Here is a 22429-nt window from a genome sequence, read left to right as displayed (position 1 = left end):
CTGGGGGGTAGTATTTAATACTAGGGGGGAGTATAGTTTGCGATAAATTAGAATCAACAACAGAGAACAACAATGGATTTTGTCGCGTTACTACAACAAGGTAATGGGTGGTTCTTTATTCCCAGTGCCATTTTGCTTGGCGCCTTGCATGGTTTAGAACCTGGGCACTCTAAAACGATGATGGCGGCGTTCATTGTCGCGGTGAAAGGAACGGTCAAACAAGCCGTGATGCTGGGTTTAGCTGCCACACTTTCTCACACTGCAATTGTATGGTTAATCGCTGTTGGCGGGATGTATATTAGCCAGAAATTCACCGCTGAAGCGGCTGAACCATGGATGCAACTTATCTCTGGGGTCATTATCGTGACAACCGGCGTATGGATGTTTTGGCGGACATGGAGCGATGAGCGAGCTTGGAACAAAGCTCAGGATCATGCTCGCGATTGGACGACGCAAGTTGTGGATACAGGACATGGGCATGTTTCGCTTTCGATTACAGAGGAAGGGGAGCATCACCGTTTCCAGTTGCGAACACTCAGCGGTAAACCTTTAACTGCTGAAGGTATCAAGGTTTCGGTATCGAGTGATGGTTATCAACCTGCTGATATTTATCACTTTATAGAGCGTGATGGATACTTGGAATCGGCGTCTTGCATTAAAGTCTCTAATGGACTTTCTGTCACTTTGATCATCGGGCACCATGATCATACCCATGACTTTGATGTACATTTCCGTCCTGGTTCTCATTTAGAAAGCGAAGATAAGGAATATCAAGATGCTCACGAGCGCGCTCACGCTTTAGACATTCAAAAGCGCTTTGAGAATCGAGACGTGACGAATGGGCAAATTCTGCTGTTTGGATTAACGGGCGGTTTGATTCCATGCCCTGCTGCGGTAACGGTTTTGCTTATCTGTTTGCAGCTTAAGGCAATGACTCTTGGTGCGACTTTAGTTGTGTCATTCAGTATTGGCTTAGCCTTGACTCTGGTTGCTGTTGGCGTTGTGGCAGCAGTGGGCGTGCAAAAAGCGACATCTAAATGGAGCGGTTTGAATGATGTTGCACGTCGAGCTCCTTACTTATCGGGCGTCTTGATCAGTGCAGTTGGTTTGTACATGGGTATGCATGGATACATATCGCTGACAAGTTAAACTCTGTGGTAAAGATTTTTTTCCTTTCTTTTTTATGGGCAATGGCTTAATGCCTGGGTTTGCATATTTTGCTGCCGATTCTTGATTGAGAATCACTCGATCTGACATCGCTGCCATATCTACAAACCAAGTCATTCTCGCTTCACCAAGCATCTCGGATTACAACCGCTGCGATTGTGGCTCTAATATCTGAACCTGAGATACTAAATGATAAAACGGGAGCACTGACCACAGCGCTCCCGACGGCAAAACGCTAATTAGCACTCTTTTCTTTAATGTTCGATACCAATTTGGTCGCATAGTTAAATTTAACTATGCAAACGTTTCCTTTTGCGTACTCGTCCCTTCGCCAAACCTCGTAGAAATGTGACGTTTTGAAGACTTTTTTTCCTTCTGTCTAAAGTAATCGGGAACCAAGCAGATACATAGTTATAAAGTTATGTCTTGCTCTGCCAAACAGACCCAAAATGCAGTTTGGTTGGTTTTGGAGAAGAAAGGCTTAGCGCTCGATTAATGAGCATCAATTGAATTGTATTGAGACAATTATAATGAAAAGAATCATCTTATTAGCAGTCTGCGCCATGTTTGGTATTGCTGTCGTGGCGAGTATGGCATCAACGTACCTAATTTCGAGTCAGAAAATCGATGACATCATCTTAAACAAATCCCAAGTTCAAGCTGAGTTTCTAGCGGGAAATGCGAGTTATATTTTGGAGAACTCAGCCAATCCAATGCAAGATTTACAATCGCTTGTTGAGGGGCTGAAACAACGTTCAGACGTGAGTTATGCCGTTGTAATTGACCGTAACGTAACGGCAGTAGCCCACAGTGATAAGCACAAGCTGAACAAAACCTATAACGATGAATATACTGTTGAAGGCGCGACGAGAGGTGTTCAACAGTACTCAAAGTGGTATGCCGATGTCCAGAAAGTATGGGTGTTTGACATCATGGCACCAATTTATGTGGATGGTCAGTTATACGGTACTTTTGATATCGGTATTCCTATTACCGAAGTGAGCCAAGCGACGAATGGAATTATTACTTACCAGTTGATCTCTATGGTGGCGATCTTCGTTATGTGTGTTTTGATTCTGTCACTTCTGCTAAATAAACTGATGAGACCGCTTTCTGCGCTTAAAGACGCTCTACAAGACATCTCAAAAGGAGACGGAGACTTAACCGTTCGTTTGCCAGCGAAAGGTAATGACGAAGTCGCGCAAATTTCTTCTGCTTTCAACGTTTTTGTTGGGAAAGTACATGAGATTATTACACAAGTTGTAAATACTGGTGTGGAGCTTAATAGTTCAGCTGTCGCTTTGCGTGGGCAATCTCAACAAGCGCTCACAAGAGGGCAAGAGCAGAACGAGCAAACCATGCTGGTTGTCACATCCATGAACGAAATGATTGCGACGGTCAATGAAATTGCCTCCAATGCTGCCGGAGCGGCAAATGCTGCGAGTGCAGCAAGTAATGAAGCGCAAGATGGCTACACGACGCTAGAAAGAACCAAAACGGCGATGACTAATCTTGAAAACGAGATGAACAGCACTTCCAACATTATCGTGAGTCTTGCTGAAAATACTCAGTCGATTGGTAGTATTCTAGAGGTGATTAGAGGTATTTCGGAGCAAACCAATCTATTGGCTCTCAATGCGGCTATCGAAGCGGCACGCGCTGGTGATGCCGGCCGAGGTTTTGCAGTAGTCGCTGATGAAGTTCGCAACCTAGCGACTAAAACGGCTCATTCTACCGATGAAATTGACAATATGATTCACCAGCTACAAACTGAAGCTCAAAGTGCGGTGAATTCAATGAGTAATAGTAAGACTCTTATTGAAGAAGGAACGGCAGAAACTGAGTTAGCTCGACAGGCTTTAGAAGCAATAGCTGCACAAGTGACGACTATTTCAGATATCAATACTCAAGTAGCAACCGCAACAGAACAGCAATCAACGGTAGCAAACGAAATTAATATGAACATGGATACCGTCAGCCACTCAGTGAAAAGTGCGCTAACGGCGAGTGAGCAACTAGAAGCATCAAGTCAACAACTCGCGGAGCTATCGCGAACACTCGATCGTCACGTGGGAGCGTTTAGAATCTAAACGCCAACTGACCCTCTTTAATAAAAAGCCAGTAAATGTTAATTGCTGGCTTTTTTATTTGAAAAAATCGAGTCTCAAATCGCTTAGCGGTGTCTGTCCTTTCTAGACGATAAAACAAAATATGATAAATTAGTTGAGTAAAGCTTAGCTAAGCGTTAAGTTTCGCATTTTGCTTTAAATGTTCAACAAACATAGATATTTTCTTAGCTACATGTTTTCTAGACGAGTAAAAGGCGTAAAGCACTAAATCCTCAGGTTCGTACTCTAGAGTGACGATTTCTAGCTCACCATTTTTGATCTCATTTTGGCATGACTCAATTGGCAATATTGCGTACCCAAGCCCTGATAACGCGCCATATCTGGCGAGATGACCGCTGTTTACTTTGAATGAAGATTGCACAGTTTGAGTAATATGGCCCCCAGCAGGGCTTCTGAATACCCATGGTGCACCATTTACTGCGGTAAGCGTCGTGATGCAGGGAACATGACTTAGATCCGTAATTTTGTAAGGGGTGGCGTATTTCTCAATTAGTTGAGGCGCGGCTAAAATGGCACTGGGCCAGCGTTTTATCTCTCTCGCCACCCAGTTACTGTCTGACAAAGTCCCTCTATGAAAACTCAAAATGACATCAAAGCTGTCAATAACATCATCTTTAGGGTTTAGCGTTGTATCGCAAGACAAAGAGATTGACGGGTATTGCGTGCAAAAGGTGACAACCGCTTTGGCGAGTACAGGTGTGTCTGGCATAAGAATTCGCAGTTCCCCTGTTACCGTGTGTGAGTGGCGCGTTACCGTTTCTAGTGCGGCGTTGAGTTGCTCCAATAACGGACGAGTGCTGCTATAGAGCTCTTCTCCAGCCTCGGTAGGCGTCATTCGCCTTGTTGTTCTATTGAACAACCTAATGTTTAACTTTTCTTCAAGCAGGGCAATGTGTCGGCTGATATTTGATGTTGGTATATTCAAACACTCAGCGGCTCGCTTAAAGCTGTTGTTCTCATAAACACAGTGAAAACTTTTTAACCAGATTTGGTCAACGTTATCAAACATTTCATTATCCCACTTTATTGGATTATCAAGCCAGCATATCGCACTTTATCCCTGTACTAAGTTACATACAATTTTATTTACAAGTTTAAGCGAACAAACAACGAGATATCGCGCTAGAACGTAATCAATAGTGGTGAATTTATGAGCTGGTTAGAACGGTTATTTGAGAATAAAAATATAATAGGTTCGCGCAAAGCGTCTATCCCTGAGGGCGTTTGGACAAAGTGTCCTGAGTGTGAACAAATACTTTATCGTGCCGCGTTAAAAGAAAATTTGGAAGTATGCCCTAAATGCTCATATCACATGAGAATGGCTGCGCGTCAAAGGTTGATCTCTTTTCTGGACCATGGAACACAACAAGAGTTGGCAAGTGAGTTGGAGCCACAAGATATTTTGGGTTTTAAAGACTTAAAGCGATATAAAGAGCGAATTGCTTTAGCACAGAAAACGACTGGAGAAAAAGATGCGTTGGTGGTGATGGAGGGCAAGTTATTGGGGCTGCCTGTTGTTGCGTGTGCATTCGAATTCTCTTTCATGGCAGGCTCGATGGGCGCAGTGGTTGGCGAGAAGTTTGTCCGAGCAGTTGAAAGCGCAATTAATACAAAATCTGGGTTAGTATGTTTTTCCGCTTGCGGAGGGGCGCGCATGCAAGAGTCTTTGGTGGCTCTCATGCAAATGTCAAAAACCAGCGCCGCGTTAAACCACTTATCTGAGCACAGATTACCCTATATCTCAGTATTGACGGACCAAACTTATGGTGGCGTCTCGGCGAGTTTAGCCATGTTAGGAGACATCAATATTGGTGAACCTAAAGCAAGTATTGGCTTTGCGGGAAGACGGGTCATTGAGCAAACGGTACGTGAAAAGCTACCAGACGAGTTTCAGCGAAGTGAATTTTTACTAGCGCATGGTGCGCTAGATATGATTGTCGATAGACGTGAAATGCGCGATCGCGTTGGCCGCTTACTGGCTAAGTTAACCAACGCGAGGGTGGTCTCAGAATAGGTTGTATTAAAGTTAGACTTAGTACTTGCGTTTATTGAGCCGTAATCATTACAAACCGTTCATTTTGCCCCCATCTTGGTTCCGCATTCATTAGGCTGAGATCCAACGCCGTTTGGTATGGGTCAACAGCAAAATGGTCGCTTACTAACCCCCAGAGCATCCAGTTGATTGCGGTTTCATTCTCGGTAAGCTCTTCGAGTGGCGCTTGGAGGAAAAAGTACTCATCTTCGCCATCGTAACCGAGCCGATCATAGATAATGTTGCGTAGCTCTCGATCCAAATCATGTTGGAGGTTGATTGAGTCGTACAGTTGCTCTTCTGTTGGGCCATTCTCATGGTGATAAACATTGCGTTTTGACTCTTTGTGTAAAGTACCTGCGCCAGTTTCAATGCTTACTTTCTTTTGCGAGTGTTGCTCAAGAACTTGAATGATTTCATCCTCTAGTTGATCGAGTTTACTCAGCAAAACTTGATTGTTTATGTCACCAGCGGGGGAGGCCATCGTTTGGAAGGCTTTCACTCTCTCGTAGACTGCTTTCCCGTGAGGAAGGGCTGCAAAACACTGTTCTTGGAGCGCTTCATTGGCTTGCCAAATGCCCGAGTAGAGCTCGTAATCATGTGTATATGGTGGAAGCTCTTCAGTATCTTCCCCTAATAATTCTCGCCAGCGCTTTTGCCACTGTTCTTCTTTTGCGTGTTTTACACGCGCGTATTGCTTAACCCAGCGGTTACGAAGTTTTACCCCAAAAATGGCAAGTCCCCATGGAGCGAGCAAATAAAAATAATAGTGAGAAGAGTTATCCCAAAAGTAACCGTAAACGTAAACACCAAAAGCAAGCACCCAAGTTCCAATAGTACAAGCAATAACCCCGGACATTATTGATGATTGGCGCTTTGTTTCTCTTAATGTATTACCTTCAGCACATAACCAAAAAATGCCGCCAAAAACAAAGGCAAACGTTGTCATGAAGTAGGCAATCCCCGCTCCCAAAAATCCCCAAAGTGACATGTATTATCCCTAGCCAAATATCTGCTTTATTCACTCATCAATGACTGGAGGAGTAAATGTGTTTGATTTGGCGGAGAATTTACCATTAATGCCAACCTTTTGATATGCACTCTATGACTTATTGGGAATGAGTCACAAATAAAAATAGATGGTATCAAGCATCAAAATTTAATTTAGAACCTTTGATTGTCGTGAACTCTATCTGGAAGAGTTAAGGGGGGCGTTTAAGGGCAATTTTCCTCATAAAGTCGTTATTTAGAAAAAGGTAAATTAATGTTTTTATTGATAATTGTGAGTTTTTTTGGAGTGGGATTGCTCCCATTTAATTAGAGTAAAAGACCTATTTTTGGGAGCGGTTTCATAAATTTTATGACACTGATTTCACTGTTTGAGCTGTAAAGAATATAAACCCCCACTCAATGTATGTTAATAATCAATGAGTGTTGTTATGTCTCATATCCGTTTTTTCCCGCGCCATCGTTTGGCGCTTGCTTGTATGCTAGCGAGTGTGTCTGGCTTCTCTTTTGCACAAAATCAGTGTGCTGTTGCTGATTTACAACAATCGCGAGATCTGGCTACTGCCGTTTCTGGTGCTGAGTATGATTGCTACCACGCTTGGTTTTCAGCACCTTCAGAAACGCTGAATGATATCTATAGTGAAGCGAGCCTAAGCCGTATCCAAGTCGCGCTGGATCAAGAAATCGCTCGCTATCGTGGTGAAGCAGATCAAGCTCGTATTCTAGAGAACCTAGGCGAATTTATTCGAGCGGCCTACTACGTTCGCTACAACGCTGGTACTGGTACACCTGAGTTTTCGCAAGCGTTGAGTCAGCGTTTTGCTCAGTCGACGAACCTATTCCTAAACAACCCTCATGCTTTGGATCAAGGTCGTGAACAAGTTGGTGCAATGAAGAGCCTGACTTTGATGGTTGATAACGTTAAGCAGTTGCCGCTGACCATGGATAGCATGATGGCCGCGTTGATGCACTTTAATCGTGAAACCGCGCAGGACACGCAATGGGTCGATGGTTTAAACAACTTGTTCCGCTCTATGGCAGGCCATGCGGCGAACGATGCGTTCTACCGATACATGGCAAACAATACACACCATATTGATACGTTGGTGAAATTCGCATCTGATAATGCTTGGGCATTAGATACGGATGCAAGCTTTATCGTTTTCAATGCATTACGTGAAACTGGTCGTTTGCTCGCGAGCCCAGATCAGGAGACCAAACGCAAAGCATTGGCAGTAATGCAACAGGTGATGCAGCGTTATCCACTGGGTAGTGAGCATGACAAACTATGGCTTGCTGCCGTTGAAATGATGAGCTACTACGCACCAGAAGGCCTAAATGGTCTGAATATTGAGCAAGCCAAGCAAGATTTAGCTGCACGTGTAATGCCAAATCGTTTTGAATGTCAGGGACCTGCCATTATTCGCTCTGAGGATCTGACCGATGCTCAAGCAGCGAAAGCGTGTGAAGTGCTAGCGGCAAAAGAAGCCGACTTCCATCGAGTTGCGAATACGGGTAATCAACCTGTCGCTGATGATTTGAATGATCGTGTTGAAGTGGCGGTATTCGCGAGTAACGCTAGTTACGTTGATTACTCTTCATTCCTATTTGGTAATACAACGGACAACGGTGGTCAGTACCTAGAAGGTGACCCTTCAAAAGCGGACAATACTGCGCGTTTCGTCGCTTATCGCTACGCGAATGGTGAAGATCTCTCTATCTTGAACCTAGAACATGAATACACGCACTATTTAGATGCACGATTTAACCAATACGGTTCGTTCAGCGATAACTTGGCTCATGGTCATATTGTTTGGTGGCTAGAAGGTTTTGCTGAATACATGCATTACAAGCAAGGTTACCAAGCTGCGATTGAGCTGATTGCAGATGGTAAACTGAGCCTTTCCACTGTGTTTGATACCACGTACTCTCACGATACCAATCGTATCTATCGTTGGGGTTATCTAGCTGTTCGATTCATGTTAGAAAATCATCCACAAGACGTCGAAAGCTTGTTGGCATTGTCGCGCTCTGGCCAGTTCGAACAATGGGCACAGCAGGTGACGTCTTTAGGTCAACAATACGATGCTGAGTTTGAACGTTGGTTGGACACATTAAAAGTGGAACCTGAGCAACCTGATACAGACCCAGAAGAGCCAACAGAACCAACAAGCCCTGAAGCACAAGTGACTGAATTGACGGCGAACCAAAGCCTTCAGCTTAGTGGCGAAGCATACAGCGAAAAACTGTTCTACGTTGATGTTCCAGCCAACACCGTTAACTTCAATGTATCTATTGAGGGTGCGGGTGATGCGGATCTTTACATGAGCTACAACAAAGTCGCGCATTACTATGATTTCGAAATGAGTCAATATGCTGATGGCAGCAATGAAGAGATTGTGTTTGAACCAGAGCAAGATGGTTACGTTAAAGCGGGTCGTTACTACATCAGCTTAACTGGACGTGATAGCTATGACTCAGTGAATCTTGTGGCTGCGTTAGAAGTGGAAGCGCAAACACCGCCAACCCAAGTGCAAGATGATTTAGCACCTGTGGTATTAGAGTCTGGTGAAGCCAAAATGCTTACCGTTCACAAGCAGCGTTATGCAGCAGTTTATGTGCCTGAAGGTGTTGAAGAGGTTCGTGTATGGCTAACGGCTCACTCTCAAACTGGTAATGTCGATCTATACGCGAGTAGGGAGCATTGGCCTACAGTAGAGCAGCACGAGTATGCGTCCAACTATGCAGGCAGCAATGAATACCTTGCGATTCCTGTTACTGAAGCAGGGTACGTGCACTTCGCTCTTCAGGCTCCAGAGCAAGGCGATGACGTTGAAATGCTAGTGCACTTCAACTAAACAGGTTCGATTAACTAAAGTCGAGATAAAACGTCGCTGATACAGCGACGTTTTTGTTTATATCGGACACGATTATAAACAAACAGCGGCGAATGCTAGTTAATCGGCTGATCTATCGAGTTATCAGTTGCCCTTTTTCTAAACGGCTTTAGGTTTGTATTGCAATTTACCGCGCACATAAACTTTTTTAGCGACGCGTTCTGTGACCTAGCTTCTGATTTGTGCTTCCCAAATGGATACAATATATATGCACCCCGTGCAATAAAGTGAAAAGGGAAAGACATGAAAACGCTTATTTATGAAACGTTGATTAGCCTTGCTAACCAAGAACCAGAACAACATGCAAGAATCCGACAAAATCTCTATGAACAGTTGGATCTGCCGTTCGATAAGCAGCTGGCTTTGTATTCTTGTGCCCTTGGTCCTGCAAGTTCAGGCAAGTTGGAGAGCAGTCAAGGCATTAACAACGCGGTAGATTGCGCGGTTAAACTGCTTGAAACTCCTGAGCGCTAATTCACTCGTTGTTTTAATCACGGCCCGAACCCCAAGGGCCGTTTTTAATTGCGGTTAAATTGATTTCAACGTCGTTATTACTCTGCTCTTTCCGCTAGCACTTCTTTGAATGCAAACATGCCGTTTAATGCCGCGGGAAAACCTGCGTAGACGGACATCTGCAAAATGATCTCTTTAATCTCATCCTCGCTACAGCCTACATTCAGCGCTGCATTTAAGTGCACTTTTAGTTGCGGCGCGCAATTCCCCATTGCCGTTAGCGCGGCGACGGTTGCGATTTCTCTCGATTTTAGGTCTAAGCCTGGGCGAGCATAAATATCGCCAAACGGATACTCAATGGTGTACTGAGCTAAATCTGGACAAATATCTTGTAAGCTTTCGATGACATTATGACCAGCGTCGCCATCAATTCGAGAGAGTAGTTCTAATCCTTTGTTAAAGCGTGATTGTTCCATCGGTATGTTCCTAGTGAATAAATGTAAACACACCTTAATCGTTAGAGTTAACTCTAAGTCAACGAACTTTTCCGCTTTTATACAAGGCAATTTTTTCTTCTAGAGCCGATAAGTGCTTTTTCTGTTGCTCAATGTGGCGTTTGAGGTTTTCTTGGTGTTGTTCTAACAGGGCTTGACGTTGTGGTACAGATTGAGAGCCGACTTCCCTTAATTTGGCATACTCTAGAATCTCTTCAAGTGGCATTGCAGTTTCTTTTAAACGCTTAACAAAGCTTATCCAGTTTAGATCTTTCGAACTATACATTCGATGTCCACTCGCGTTTCTATGGACATGTTTAAGTAAACCGATTTTTTCATAGTATCGAAGTGTATGAGCAGATAGCCCGACGAGGTCAGAAAATTCTTTGATATTCATTATTATCCTCCAAGGTAGAGCATACCCCATAGAGATAAGCTAAGTTTCGCATTTTGAAGTCATTTCGGGACAGATACAAACAGAAATCTTTAGTCTTTTAACGCTAGGTATGGTGATTTACTGGATTTTTGAAACGCGCCAAACGTGATCCATCTGCCAGTTTCGTTTTATTAACAATTGATTACTCAACGGGTTGGCTTGGCTATTTTTATCCTTTGGGCCTATTTTAGGGCGTACATAGGTCTTATGTTTTATCTTTTTAAATTTAAGTTTTTGTTAATAAAAACAATTTCTTAGCTTTGTGTTGGGCTGTTTGGGTTGTATGTTGTGTGCCCGTTATTCACTCAGAACGATTTATCGCTGTGCAATGGATGAGTCGCTACGCCTTCGATTTCAGCCTTGAGTTAGTGCTAAAAGGGTGAGTGCCTCTGATGAATAGCTTTTATAATTTCGATTATTGAATTCACTCACAAAAAAATGCAAACAAGTAATCGTGAGTGGAAACGAGCAGGAGAACAACATGAGTGGCTCACAGGAAACACAATCATTCGGTGCAAACGTTATCTTACATGCGTTTGATTGGAAGTATGCTGACATTGCCCAACGAGCAAAAGAAATCCGCGAGCTTGGTTATGGCTCTGTGTTGGTTTCGCCACCAATGAAAAGCGCACACGATGAGCGCTGGTGGCAGCGTTATCAACCACAAGATTATCGTGTTATCGATAATGCCTTGGGTGATACCAAAGATTTTATTCATATGGTTCGTGAACTGGAGCAAGTTGGTGTGTGGGTTTATGCCGACGTAGTGTTTAACCATATGGCAAATGAGGCCCACCTTCGCAGAGACCTTCAGTACCCAAGACAAGAGGTCTTGGAGGAATACCAGAACGACAAACAGAAATATCAGTCGCTAGCGTTGTTTGGCGATCTATCTCAACCACTTTTTGATGAAGAGGACTTTGTTGAAGCATTCGGCATCAAAGACTGGAAAGATAAGTGGCAGGTTCAAAACGGACGTATCACAGGTGGGCCAACCGACCCTGGCTTGCCAACTCTTCGTGTTTGTGACCATGTCGTTGAACAGCAGCGAGCGTACCTAAAGGCGCTGAAAGCTATTGGTGTGAAAGGTTTTCGTATTGACGCTGCGAAACACATGACGTTAGAGCATCTTAAGCGTGTTTGGACAGACGACATCACGCGGGATGTGCATATATTTGGTGAAATTATTACCGATGGCGGTGCGACGGAAGAAGAGTATCAGCTGTTTCTTGAGCCGTATCTACAGGAAACTCGCCTAGGTGCGTACGATTTCCCTTTGTTCTCAACCATGTTTAAGGCGTTTGCTAAAAAGGGCAGCTTCAAGTCTCTGATTGATCCCTATTGTTTTGGTCAGGCTTTGTCCCCCGGTCGTGCGATTACATTTGCTATCACACATGATATTCCTAACAATGATGTCTTTCTTGATCTCATCATGGACGAGGAAAATGAATGGTTAGCTTATGCCTATATTCTAGGCCGAGATGGTGGTGTGCCGTTGATTTATACCGACTTAAACACCAGCGGTATTAAAGGTAAAAATGGTCAGCCAAGATGGCAAGGTGCATGGAGCGATCCGAGAATGGCAAAAATGATCCAGTTCCATAATATGACGCATGGCGAGCCGATGAGTGTTCTTGAAGGTAACGATGACATGCTCGTACTGAAGCGAGGTGACAAAGGTATTGTGGTGCTTAATAAATCACAGCGTCAACAGTCTTTGACATTAAAAATCGATGGTAATTGGGTTGATTTGATGACAGAACAAATCATTCCAACTGACGGTAAGTTAATCGTACCATCTAAGTCGTCGATGTTACTCGTCGCGAAGTAGAAGATGTACACACCGAGGTTAGCAACTTCGGTGTGTTGTTTTTCATCGTCATTCACGTTCTGCTGAAGTTCAATATAAACTCAAACTCTCTCGTTTTTGCTAGAAATTTATGAGCACTCGTTAACGCAACATTCTGCTTTTAAAAAACCAATTACGTCATCTAAGCACTGATATTCTGCAACACAAAAAAGGGTTCTACCCTCACGGCGCTGGGTGAGAAGACCGGCTGAAGCAAGGCTCGAGATATGATGAGAGAGAGTGGATGCTGGAATGCCAAGCTTTTCTTGTACGCCGCCTACCGCGATACCTTTGTATCCCGCTTTGACGACTTCTTTGTAAATACTTAAACGAGTCGGATGCCCTAACTCTTTTAGTGCTTTAGCAACGGCTTCAAGCTCCATACTGACCTCTAAAGAATGACCACAGTAATTTTGTTTCGATAATAGGGAAAGTCTCGGTAAATGCCAACTATTACGATCTCAGAACAATTTAAATCAGATGAGATTCATGCTGGCTAATGCCTTCATGACAACAATTGTCTGTTCTAATGAGACAGATCAATCTTCATTATTATTTCACGCCACGTTCAAAATCCCTCGTCTACACTCAATGTTGAGTTGTCAGTTGGCAGACCAAGGAGGCGGCCATGATTGCGGTTCATAGAGATTATTGTTTGTCTAACAGTTCGGAGTTACATGCCCACGTTAAAGTCAACCCTGTTGGTAAATTAGAAGTTGAGATTGTTGAACTTCAAGAGCGCCACACCACAGAGTTTGATGATTTGTCTTTTGAGAGTCGTGGGTGTGAAACTCGAATCTGTGGTAAAGAAGACACAACTCCGTGGCAGTTCAATCTTGCAGTTACTGATGCGTTAGAGCTTTCTCATTTAGTGGAAGAAGCAAACGAAGAGTATGAGATTTTAATGAATGATCTTATGTAATATCGAGAAGATCATTTTATCCTGCACGGCGTGTGGCTCTGTACTGAAAAAATAAAAACCTCCCAAGCGGGAGGTTTTTAATATGGAGTGCGTTATCGTTGGATAGGCTCTTCTCTTGGTGGTGTTAGCTCTTGGACGTTATCTTCATTAAAGTCATCTGCGTAACCTTTAGGTGGCGGTGTCCAACCACGTTCTGACCGCGATAGTTTGTCATGACGATCTTTTTGCATCTCTTCCGCCATTTTCTCCTCTAACTGAATAAACAGTTGTCGGAAATTGTTGTCATAGCGTTCACCTTCAGAATCATCTTCCCAAGCTTTGTAAAGTATTTCTGACTTACGTGCTTCAACACGCTTATATGTCGCCTTCTGTTGTTCAACAAAGAAGGGGTGAATGCCAAGGGCTTTCATTGTGTGACCGCCCATCTCCAATGCAGAATGGTAGGTCTCTGATTCAATAATATCAGCCCCCGCTTGACGCAAAAGATAGCCATGTCCACGGTCAAAGGCACGTGCAATCACTGTTACTTTTGGGTACGTGTGCTTAACGTACTTCACCAGTTCTACACTCGATTCTTGGTTATCAATCGCCACAACCAACGCAGCGGCGTGCTCAATGCCGGCTGTATGTAGCATATCTGGTCGAGTCGCGTCGCCAAAATAGGCGCGAGTGCCAATCTGGCGCATGTTATCGACTTGGTCAGATTGATGGTCAAGTACCACGGTAGTCACGCCGTTTGATACCAATAGGCGATTCACTATTTGTCCAAAGCGGCCGATGCCGGCGATGATCACCGTGCCTGTTTCCTCAATCGTATCGCTTTCGCGTTCATTTGACTGGCTTTCAAAGCGCGGCAGAATCACTCTATCAAACAGAATAAACAAACCTGGTGTCAGGAACATCGAAATCGCAACCACTAACGCAAGAGTTTGTGAGAGTTCAAATGGGATGACGTGGTTTTGCACTGAAAAGCTTAGAAGCACAAAGCCGAATTCACCTGCTTGAGCCAAGCTTAGGGTAAACAGCCAGCGGTTGCTGCCTTTCACCCTAAATATCAGTGCAAGAATAAACAGCACCAAGGCTTTCAAAACCATCACGCCAATGGTCAATGCCATGACCAACCAGAAATCACCAAAAAGGACCGAGAAGTTGATCCCTGCGCCAACGGTAATAAAGAACAGACCTAACAATAGACCTTTAAATGGTTCGATATTGGATTCTAACTCGTGGCGGAATTCACTGTTCGCCAATACAACGCCAGCCAAGAAGGTTCCTAAGGCAGGAGATAAGCCCACTAAACTCATTAGTGCAGCGATACCAATGACAAGCATGAGTGCAGTTGCGGTAAAGATTTCTCGCAAACCAGAGCTAGCCACATAATTGAGCAGAGGTCGACTTAAAAAGTGTCCACCAACGACGACGATTGCAATCGATGCTGTGATTACGATGCCGTATGCCCAGCCTGGCAACCCCGCAACGAGGCTTAATTCTTCATGGTGCGCTGCGGCTGTTTGAGCCGCGGACTGTGCCTGTTCAATTAATTCAGGTAAGGCCAATAGAGGAATGAACGCCAACATTGGTATCACTGCAATATCTTGAAAAAGCAACACGGAGAAAGCGTTTTGTCCACCTTCCGTCTTCGTTAATCCTTTTTCGCTAAAAGTTTGCAAAACAATCGCAGTAGAAGAGAGGGCGAAGATCAAACCTATGGCTAAGGCTATGGTCCAAGGCTGGTCAAAGTACAAGGCAATACCCATAATCGCCGCGACGGTACCACCGACTTGCAGACCTCCTAAACCCATTAAGCGATTGCGCATCGCCCACAACATTTTGGGTTCGAGCTCTAAACCGACGAGAAACAGCATCATCACCACGCCAAACTCGGCAAAGTGCTGTATTGTTGTTGTTTCTTCACCGACTAAACCGATAATTGGGCCAATGACCACACCTGCGATGAGATAGCCTAAAACGGACCCAAGTCCCAAACGCTTAGCAAGTGGGACTGCAATTACAGCAGCAATCAAATATACGAAGGCTTGTAAGAATATCCCTGTCATGAAGCCTCCTTAATGAGCTCTGGCAATGCGCTGTTAAGCTTGATTAATGACGCCGCAGCTTCAACATCCAACCTATCTTCGACTAAAGCTGTTAGCAGGCTCTTGTACCGCTCAACATGACGAGGGATTCGCCCTTCTTCATCTGCTGTACGTGCGCCAAACATCGCGAGAGGGGCAATGTAGTTCATGCCGGTCAGTGCGGACATTTGTTCAATAGGCGCAAGCAGTTGACGAATCGTAAAGTGGTTGTAGCCCTCTGCCTTATAAGCTTCTTCTTTGCCCCCTGCAGACAGCACACAAAGCATGGTCTTGCCTTGCAGTGCTGTGCCATCTGTACCGTAAGCAAAGCCATATTCCAAAACCAGATCTTGCCACTCTTTTAAAATCGCAGGCGTTGAATACCAATATAGTGGGAATTGGAAAATCACCACGTCATGCTCACGTAAGCGTTGCTGCTCACGGTCGATATTAATATCGAAACGAGGGTATTCGCCATAGAGATCAACACATGTCACGCCTTCAATTTTTTGAGCTTCTTTGAAAAGTGGAGTATTCACTTCTGAACGATGCTGGGAAGGATGAGCAAAGAGAATGAGTACTTTTTTATTTGCCATAGGGATCCTTGCTATCTAAATAACCATGCCCAGTAGGAGCGCGGGTTGGTTAGAAAATGTAACTCATAAATGATCGCCAAGCTAGTTTGGAAAACTGTTTAAGCTGTTTCAATATCAATAAAAAACCACCAAATAAATTGGTGGTTTTGGGAAGTGTTACGTTTTACTAATCATGAATAGGGACGACTAGAATATCCACCGGTGACTTGTTAATTAAGTGTCTGGAGTAAGAAATAATCTTGCTCCAGAAATCTTGGTGGTGACCACAAATCAGAAGATCCACTTCTTGCTCTTTAATGGTGACCTCTAATTTATCAGCCAAGTCGCCAGTACCTACGAAGAAATGTTTAAGTGGGTAATCCATGTAATCACTAAATGTTTTTAAACATTCCATTGAATGCTCATTCAACGGCCTTTGATCCGGGTTCTCTTTAATGTCTACAAGCTCGCGATAGATTTCTCCGTGCGTACCATCAATATGGATAAAGGAGATATCGGAGTCGAGATAGTTTGCCATTGATACCGCTCTGTCGATAAGCACGGTGCTTTCATCTGACAGTTCGAGTGCAACAAGGATATGTTTGTATTTCATAACCACGCCCTTATGTGGATTATCTTTACCCTAAGCATAGTATGGCTTGGGCAAAAATTGTGTTGATAAGATCTCGAAATTGTTCAAAGTTTTGTTAAAAAGTTAATACGATATAACAACTTGCTGTGAAACTTTCTCTTTGTACTCATTTGGTTAGAAAGCTTGCTTTTTGAACAAAAAAGCCGCTACACTCTGCGCATCATTTCTCTAGGAGATTACGCCAACATGAAGAACTAAACCTGTCATCCATATTTTTACTTATTTTTTGGATCTGCAGGGTTAGTAGGCGTAGCTCACTTTCCGATATTTCTTTGCAACAAGACGACCTTTTGATTTGACGTTTATCGTCGAGCTTTACATAGAGCTTAATGCGTTTGTGCACGCGTTTTGTTGCAATCTCAAATCATAGCTACGGCTGTTGTCCCTGTCATACAGGAGGCAAATTATGCCAGTTTTACAAGCTTTTAATGTTAGCCATCAGTTTGATAATGGCGAGACGCTATTCCAGTCTATTTCTTGTTCCATGACTAAACGACGTGTTGGTTTGGTTGGGCGCAATGGCATCGGTAAGTCGCTTTTGGCTTCCATTTTGGCGGGCGAAACTCAGCCTGCCAGCGGTGTTGTGACTTCTCCCTCTTCTTTCATGATGTATCGCCAGCAGCCGTCTGATTTGCTTTCAGGTCAGCAATCGATCGCCCAGTTTCTGGGAACAGACTCGGTCTTACATGCTTTGAAGCAGATTGAACAAGGTGATGTTTCTGAGCATTGGTTCGAACTGGTTGGCGAACAGTGGGATATTGAACAGAAACTCAAACAGCAGCTTGCTGCGATGGGCTTGCCGCAAGACCCTGATTTCTCTTGTGCTCGGCTCAGTGGGGGGCAGTTGGCGCGTTTGCAGTTATGGCAATTGTTTGAAAACGAAGCGGAGCTTTTGATTCTCGATGAGCCATCCAATCACCTCGATACCGAGGCGAAACAATGGTTGATAGAGTCTATGAGGCATTTCGGTGGCGCGATTTTACTCATCAGTCACGATCGCGATCTGCTTCGAGCAATGGAGGAAATTTGGGAACTCTCGGGCCTAGGCTTACAGGTTTTTGGTGGAAATTACGATGTGTATGCCGAGCAAAAACGCACTGAGTTACAAGCGGTCGAAAGGCAGTTAGCGCAGGTCGATAAACACAAAAAACGGTTAGCTGAGCAAGCCCAGAAAAATCGCGAAAAAGCAGACCAACGCGCCGCGCAAGGGAACAAACTGCGCAAAGACGGCAGTCAGCCCAAAATTTTGCTTGATGGCAAAAAGGATAGCGCGACCGCCAGCGCCTCAAATCGCAATAAGAATGAGCAACTCAGACAAGCGCATTTACAAGCCAAAGAGCGGGCGTTGCAATCGCGACATGAGCAGCTCAAAGCGCAAAAGTTTTATCTTGCAGATAATCCGAACCGTTCGAGAAAAGTGTTGTCGATACAAGAAGGTATATTGCCTTTTGGGGATTCTACTCCTATCACTTTGCAGATTTTTGCTAACGATAAAGTCCATCTCAAAGGGAAAAATGGCTGCGGAAAGTCAACCTTGTTAAAGACGTTGCTTGGCGAGTTATCATTGCAGAGTGGTGAGTTGCAAGTGAATACGCCTTTGTATTATCTCGACCAACATTTTGGTGCAGTGAATCCAAATCTTTCGTTACTTGAGAACGTAATGGAGAGCTGCCAAGAGATGACGGAAAGTGAAGCGAGGACCTTATTGGCCGGGATCGGTTTTCGTCGAGATGCAGTGTTTCGATTGGGGCGCCTACTGAGCGGTGGCGAGAAGATGAAGCTCGCGATGCTGATAGTCAGCCACCAAAATTCTCAGCCTTTGCTGCTGCTTGATGAACCAGATAACCATCTCGACCTCGAGTCAAAAATAATGCTTAGTCAGGCGTTAAATGTATACAAAGGTGGATTTGTTCTGATTAGTCACGACCAAGATTTCGCTTCTGAGTCTGGGGTTTTGCGCCAAATCGAGCTGACTTAGACGAAAGAGAGTAAACGCCATCGTGGCTCTTCAGTATTGTTCCCAAGTTCTACACTTCCACTTACTAGTTTGTAGAACTGGAAGGAAATGAGGGAGTTAGGATGGCTTTCACAACTCGTTTAATGAAATTAGATTCATTTTGTCGATATATAGTAGAGTTCTGATGTATTGCACAAAAAGACAACAGAAAAATAAAAAGGAATTTCATGAAAAAGAACACCCTAGCACTCACAACGGCTCTCGTACTCGGAAGTGTGTTGTCTGTGGCGTATGCAAATGAAGCGGCGCAATCGTCGGTTGAACAGGTAACCCCGAAAACCATCACGTATCCAACCACACAAAAAGTGGATGTTGTCGATGACTACTTTGGTACAAAAGTGAGTGATCCTTATCGCTGGTTGGAAGACGATCTCAGCCCAGAAACCGCAGAATGGGTTAAGGCACAAAATGCAGTGACGTTTGATTATCTGTCGAAAATCCCTTACCGCGAGCAGATTGAAGAGCGCATCACTAAGCTCATGGACTACGAAAAGCAAAGCCAACCGTTCAAAGAGGGTAAGTTCACTTATTTCTACAAAAATGACGGGCTACAAAACCAAGATGTGCTTTATCGGCAGTTAGGTGATGGCGAAGCAGAAATTTTCCTCGATCCAAATACTTTTAGTGAAGATGGCACCACATCGTTAGCGGGAGTGAGCTTTTCACGTGATGGTTCTTTGGTTGCATACAGCATTTCGGAAGGCGGTAGCGATTGGCGCAAAGTCATTGTGTTAGACACAGAAACCAAAAAGCCCGTCGGCGAAACGCTGGTGGATATTAAGTTCAGCGGCATCAGTTGGCTCGGCAATCAAGGTTTCTATTACTCAAGTTATGACAAGCCAAAAGGGAGTGAACTTTCCGCGAAGACAGACCAACACAAGCTCTACTTTCATAAACTTGGAACGAAACAAAGTGAAGACCAATTAATTTTCGGTGGTGTAAAGGACGAAAAGTATCGCTACGTTGGGGGTTACACGTCGGAAGATGAACGCTACTTGTTTATCTCAGCCAGCGTATCGACGTCGGGCAACAAACTGTTCTTCAAAGACCTGAGTAAGCCAAATAGCCCGCTGAAAACCATTTTAGATAACACCAGTTCTGATACTTGGGTGATAGACAACCAAGGCACGAAGCTGTACTTGGTTACGAACCTTAACGCGCCGAACAAACGCGTCGTGACGGTGGATGCGAGTCAGCCGCAGCCCAAAAACTGGAAAGATTTGATTCCTGAAACAAAGAATGTGTTACGCGTTTCTACCGCGGGTGGCAATTTGTTTGCGAGTTATATTGTTGATGCGATCTCGATGGTGAAGCAATACGACATGAACGGCAAACTCATCCGAGAAATCAAATTGCCTGATATTGGCAGCGCATACGGTTTCTCGGGTAAAAAAGATGAAACCGAAGTCTACTATTCTTTCACCAACTACAAGATGCCAAGCACTACGTATCGTCTGAACATCAAAGATGGTGATAGCGAGGTGTACTACAAATCTAAAGCGCCATTTGATCCAGCTTTGTATGAATCTCGCCAGGTGTTTTACACCTCAAAAGACGGAACAAAAGTGCCGATGATCATCACCTATAAAAAAGGGACACCGATGGACGGCAGTGCACCAACCATCCTATATGGTTATGGCGGTTTCAACATTAGCCTCACGCCATCTTTTAGCCCGACACGTGCGGCTTGGTTAGAGCTTGGTGGTGTTTACGCGGTAGCGAACATTCGTGGTGGTGGGGAATATGGCAAAGAATGGCACAACGCTGGCATTCAAATGCAAAAGCAAAATGTGTTTGATGACTTTATTGCTGCGGCTGAATTCCTAATTGATGAAAAGGTAACGTCATCAAACAAGTTAGCCATTAACGGTGGATCGAATGGTGGCTTGTTAGTAGGGGCCGTTATGACGCAACGTCCAGAGCTGTTTAAAGTGGCGCTGCCAGCAGTCGGCGTACTGGATATGCTGCGTTACCATACTTTTACCGCAGGTGCTGGTTGGGCGTATGACTACGGCACGGCAGAGCAAAGTAAAGAGATGTTCCAATATCTGAAAAGTTATTCGCCGGTGCACAATGTAAAAGCAGGGGTGGAATACCCAGCAACATTGATTACAACCGGTGATCATGATGACCGTGTTGTTCCTGCTCACTCATACAAATTTGCTGCTGAGTTGCAATCGAAGCAAGCGGGTTCAAATCCGACCTTAATTCGCATCGAAACCAATGCAGGACATGGTGCAGGCACACCAACGCGTAAAATAATTGAGACAAATGCAGATATTTATAGTTTTGCACTGTTCAATATGGGAATAGAGAAACTGCAATAGTGCGAATTGTTTGCGTTTTAGTTATCGAAACGCATCGGCGATTTATCGCTCGATAATAAAAGGGAATCACAGAGAGTGATTCCCTTTTTATTTATTATAGGCCTACTATTCTAATCTGATACTAGGCTAATCAAACTAAGGTTTTTAAATTATTATAATGTTCTAATTAATCTGAAGAGTGTTGTACGATCGAAATGAAACATTGATCGCGATCACCTAAATCCATTGCACTCTCTATTTATATGGTAAAATTAATTAATCATTTGTTCTAATGATAATTGAATTTTCATAAGTTTTAATATTTCCTTCTTCATTGGTATTACCAAATTTCAAGTTATATAAGATATAAGTAGCGGTGATTGAACTTTTACGATGCTTTATTTTATTTTAATTAAAACGTCGAATGTTTCGTCATTATTGAATTTGCTTTGATAATTTATGTTATCCAAAGCGAGTTGTGTTGCTTGCTATTTATGATGACCTCATGACGTGAATAATTTTATAATCATTAAAATGGATACAGTTTTATGAATTTAGTGAAACCGTCTGTTGCCATTATGGTTGCAGCCCTACAACTCGCGTCTTCTGCCTATGCGCAGACAAACAATAACGAAGAACTACAAGATATGTCTGACCCACTTGCGGTATACACCCAAGCTGGCTTTGGTATTACTGATAAAGGCGCGAACATCAAAATCGGTCAAACTTACCAATCTAGCCAGCCTGGTACCATGGCGATGAACATCATTGAAATGAAAGGCATTGGTGGTGAGCTATTTGGCATTCGCGACAATGACGATCCAATATATGCCAACGTTGATGACAGCATTGACTCTTTCCGACTACGTAATTTCCAAGTAGAAGTCGCAAAAGGTCTAGGCCGTCAATTGGATGTAAACTACGATGTTGATAACGATAAATTAGATGCATCTTACAGCTTTATTCAAGGCCTACCTAAGTTTGGTATGTTGCAGCTATTTCCTTTGGCTGGTGCGGGTGTCACTATTGCTAATGATTTTAGTGGTGATGGCAAAGGTTATGAAATTCCAGGTACTTTCACTGTTGTCGGTATGTACTCAAAAATTGAATTAACCGATAAAATCTGGATTAACTACAACCCAATGTATATGCATACATTATCAGGGTCTAGTCAATATAAAGATACTTATTACGCGGGTGAAGATAATATCTTAACTCATGAGTTTGCGTTGTCTTATCAAATTAATCCTCGCGCAAATATTCGTTACTTTGCAAACTGGAATGAGCACGTTAATTTCGGTGATGGTGATCACCGTATCGAATTTAACTACCAATTCTAACTCCCTCGTTTATTTCCAGAATAGAAAGTGCGTTTATCCATATATTTAAATATTTAGGCTAGGGCACTTTCTACATA

The 22429-nt window shown here is 43.7% G+C and carries 18 protein-coding genes; 10 read left to right on the top strand and 8 right to left on the bottom strand.

Annotated elements, in window-relative coordinates; genetic code table 11:
* The first annotated feature begins 72 nt into the window (after positions 1-72).
* Positions 73-1149, top strand: a complete 1077-nt coding sequence (locus tag NL626_RS07520) for a nickel/cobalt efflux protein RcnA (RefSeq protein ID WP_253657178.1) — start codon at positions 73-75, stop codon at positions 1147-1149.
* 548 nt (positions 1150-1697) lie between these two features.
* Positions 1698-3257, top strand: coding sequence for a methyl-accepting chemotaxis protein (locus NL626_RS07515; RefSeq protein ID WP_031778895.1), 1560 nt, complete (start codon positions 1698-1700; stop codon positions 3255-3257).
* Positions 3258-3405: 148 nt separating this feature from the next.
* On the opposite strand, the gene NL626_RS07510 is transcribed toward NL626_RS07515, so the two are convergent.
* Positions 3406-4305, bottom strand: coding sequence for a LysR family transcriptional regulator (locus NL626_RS07510; RefSeq protein WP_064369126.1), 900 nt, complete (start codon positions 4303-4305; stop codon positions 3406-3408).
* A 141-nt stretch (positions 4306-4446) separates the two neighbouring features.
* Between NL626_RS07510 and accD the strand changes: the two genes are divergently transcribed.
* Positions 4447-5310 carry an acetyl-CoA carboxylase, carboxyltransferase subunit beta gene (accD, locus tag NL626_RS07505; RefSeq protein WP_017821534.1) on the top strand — a complete coding sequence of 288 codons (864 nt, stop codon included), beginning with the start codon at positions 4447-4449 and terminating at the stop codon, positions 5308-5310.
* Positions 5311-5341: 31 nt separating this feature from the next.
* On the opposite strand, the gene NL626_RS07500 is transcribed toward accD, so the two are convergent.
* Positions 5342-6319, bottom strand: coding sequence for a hypothetical protein (locus NL626_RS07500; RefSeq protein ID WP_053303803.1), 978 nt, complete (start codon positions 6317-6319; stop codon positions 5342-5344).
* A gap of 448 nt (positions 6320-6767) precedes the next feature.
* On the opposite strand from NL626_RS07500, the gene NL626_RS07495 reads away from it, so the two are divergent.
* On the top strand, positions 6768-9194 hold the full coding sequence (locus tag NL626_RS07495; RefSeq protein ID WP_158173186.1) for a M9 family metallopeptidase: 2427 nt from the start codon (positions 6768-6770) through the stop codon (positions 9192-9194).
* 282 nt (positions 9195-9476) lie between these two features.
* Positions 9477-9707, top strand: a complete 231-nt coding sequence (locus NL626_RS07490; protein ID WP_005375384.1) for a PAS factor family protein — start codon at positions 9477-9479, stop codon at positions 9705-9707.
* 77 nt (positions 9708-9784) lie between these two features.
* On the opposite strand, the gene NL626_RS07485 is transcribed toward NL626_RS07490, so the two are convergent.
* Both NL626_RS07485 and NL626_RS07480 read right to left on the bottom strand, forming a co-directional pair.
* Positions 9785-10162 carry a carboxymuconolactone decarboxylase family protein gene (locus tag NL626_RS07485; protein WP_158173185.1) on the bottom strand — a complete coding sequence of 126 codons (378 nt, stop codon included), beginning with the start codon at positions 10160-10162 and terminating at the stop codon, positions 9785-9787.
* 58 nt (positions 10163-10220) lie between these two features.
* The gene (locus tag NL626_RS07480; protein ID WP_005375386.1) at positions 10221-10577 is read right to left on the bottom strand and encodes a MerR family transcriptional regulator; all 357 of its coding nucleotides are present in this window, start codon (positions 10575-10577) and stop codon (positions 10221-10223) included.
* 520 nt (positions 10578-11097) lie between these two features.
* Between NL626_RS07480 and NL626_RS07475 the strand changes: the two genes are divergently transcribed.
* Positions 11098-12447: an alpha-amylase family protein gene (locus NL626_RS07475; RefSeq protein ID WP_033906794.1), complete on the top strand. Its 1350-nt coding sequence runs from the start codon at positions 11098-11100 to the stop codon at positions 12445-12447.
* Between the two features lie 107 nt (positions 12448-12554).
* On the opposite strand, the gene NL626_RS07470 is transcribed toward NL626_RS07475, so the two are convergent.
* Positions 12555-12848, bottom strand: a complete 294-nt coding sequence (locus tag NL626_RS07470; RefSeq protein WP_005375388.1) for a helix-turn-helix transcriptional regulator — start codon at positions 12846-12848, stop codon at positions 12555-12557.
* A gap of 245 nt (positions 12849-13093) precedes the next feature.
* On the opposite strand from NL626_RS07470, the gene NL626_RS07465 reads away from it, so the two are divergent.
* The gene (locus NL626_RS07465) at positions 13094-13387 is read left to right on the top strand and encodes a hypothetical protein (RefSeq protein WP_005375389.1); all 294 of its coding nucleotides are present in this window, start codon (positions 13094-13096) and stop codon (positions 13385-13387) included.
* Between the two features lie 92 nt (positions 13388-13479).
* Here the strand turns inward: NL626_RS07465 and NL626_RS07460 are convergent, their stop codons facing one another.
* The 3 genes from NL626_RS07460 to NL626_RS07450 form a co-directional block, all read right to left on the bottom strand.
* On the bottom strand, positions 13480-15444 hold the full coding sequence (locus NL626_RS07460) for a monovalent cation:proton antiporter-2 (CPA2) family protein (RefSeq protein ID WP_005375390.1): 1965 nt from the start codon (positions 15442-15444) through the stop codon (positions 13480-13482).
* Positions 15441-16058, bottom strand: a complete 618-nt coding sequence (locus NL626_RS07455; RefSeq protein WP_005375391.1) for an NAD(P)H-dependent oxidoreductase — start codon at positions 16056-16058, stop codon at positions 15441-15443. Before NL626_RS07455 ends, NL626_RS07460 begins: the two co-directional genes overlap by 4 nt.
* A gap of 166 nt (positions 16059-16224) precedes the next feature.
* The gene (locus NL626_RS07450) at positions 16225-16650 is read right to left on the bottom strand and encodes a universal stress protein (protein WP_005375398.1); all 426 of its coding nucleotides are present in this window, start codon (positions 16648-16650) and stop codon (positions 16225-16227) included.
* Positions 16651-17095: 445 nt separating this feature from the next.
* On the opposite strand from NL626_RS07450, the gene NL626_RS07445 reads away from it, so the two are divergent.
* The 3 genes from NL626_RS07445 (at position 17096) to NL626_RS07435 (ending at position 22352) form a co-directional block, all read left to right on the top strand.
* Entirely contained in the window at positions 17096-18667 is a 1572-nt protein-coding gene (locus tag NL626_RS07445) for an ABC-F family ATP-binding cassette domain-containing protein (protein WP_085569317.1), read from the top strand.
* Between the two features lie 206 nt (positions 18668-18873).
* Positions 18874-21033 (top strand): prolyl oligopeptidase family protein, encoded by a 2160-nt coding sequence (locus NL626_RS07440; protein ID WP_017635248.1) that lies wholly within the window; start codon positions 18874-18876, stop codon positions 21031-21033.
* Between the two features lie 527 nt (positions 21034-21560).
* Positions 21561-22352, top strand: a complete 792-nt coding sequence (locus tag NL626_RS07435) for a hypothetical protein (protein ID WP_064376765.1) — start codon at positions 21561-21563, stop codon at positions 22350-22352.
* The last annotated feature ends 77 nt before the right edge of the window (positions 22353-22429 follow it).

It is taken from the genome of Vibrio sp. Y58_MX_L22 (assembly GCF_024181865.1).
GTDB lineage: Bacteria > Pseudomonadota > Gammaproteobacteria > Enterobacterales > Vibrionaceae > Vibrio > Vibrio alginolyticus.
Note: the sequence above shows the minus strand (reverse complement) of the source record. Positions and strands in the feature narration are given on the sequence as shown.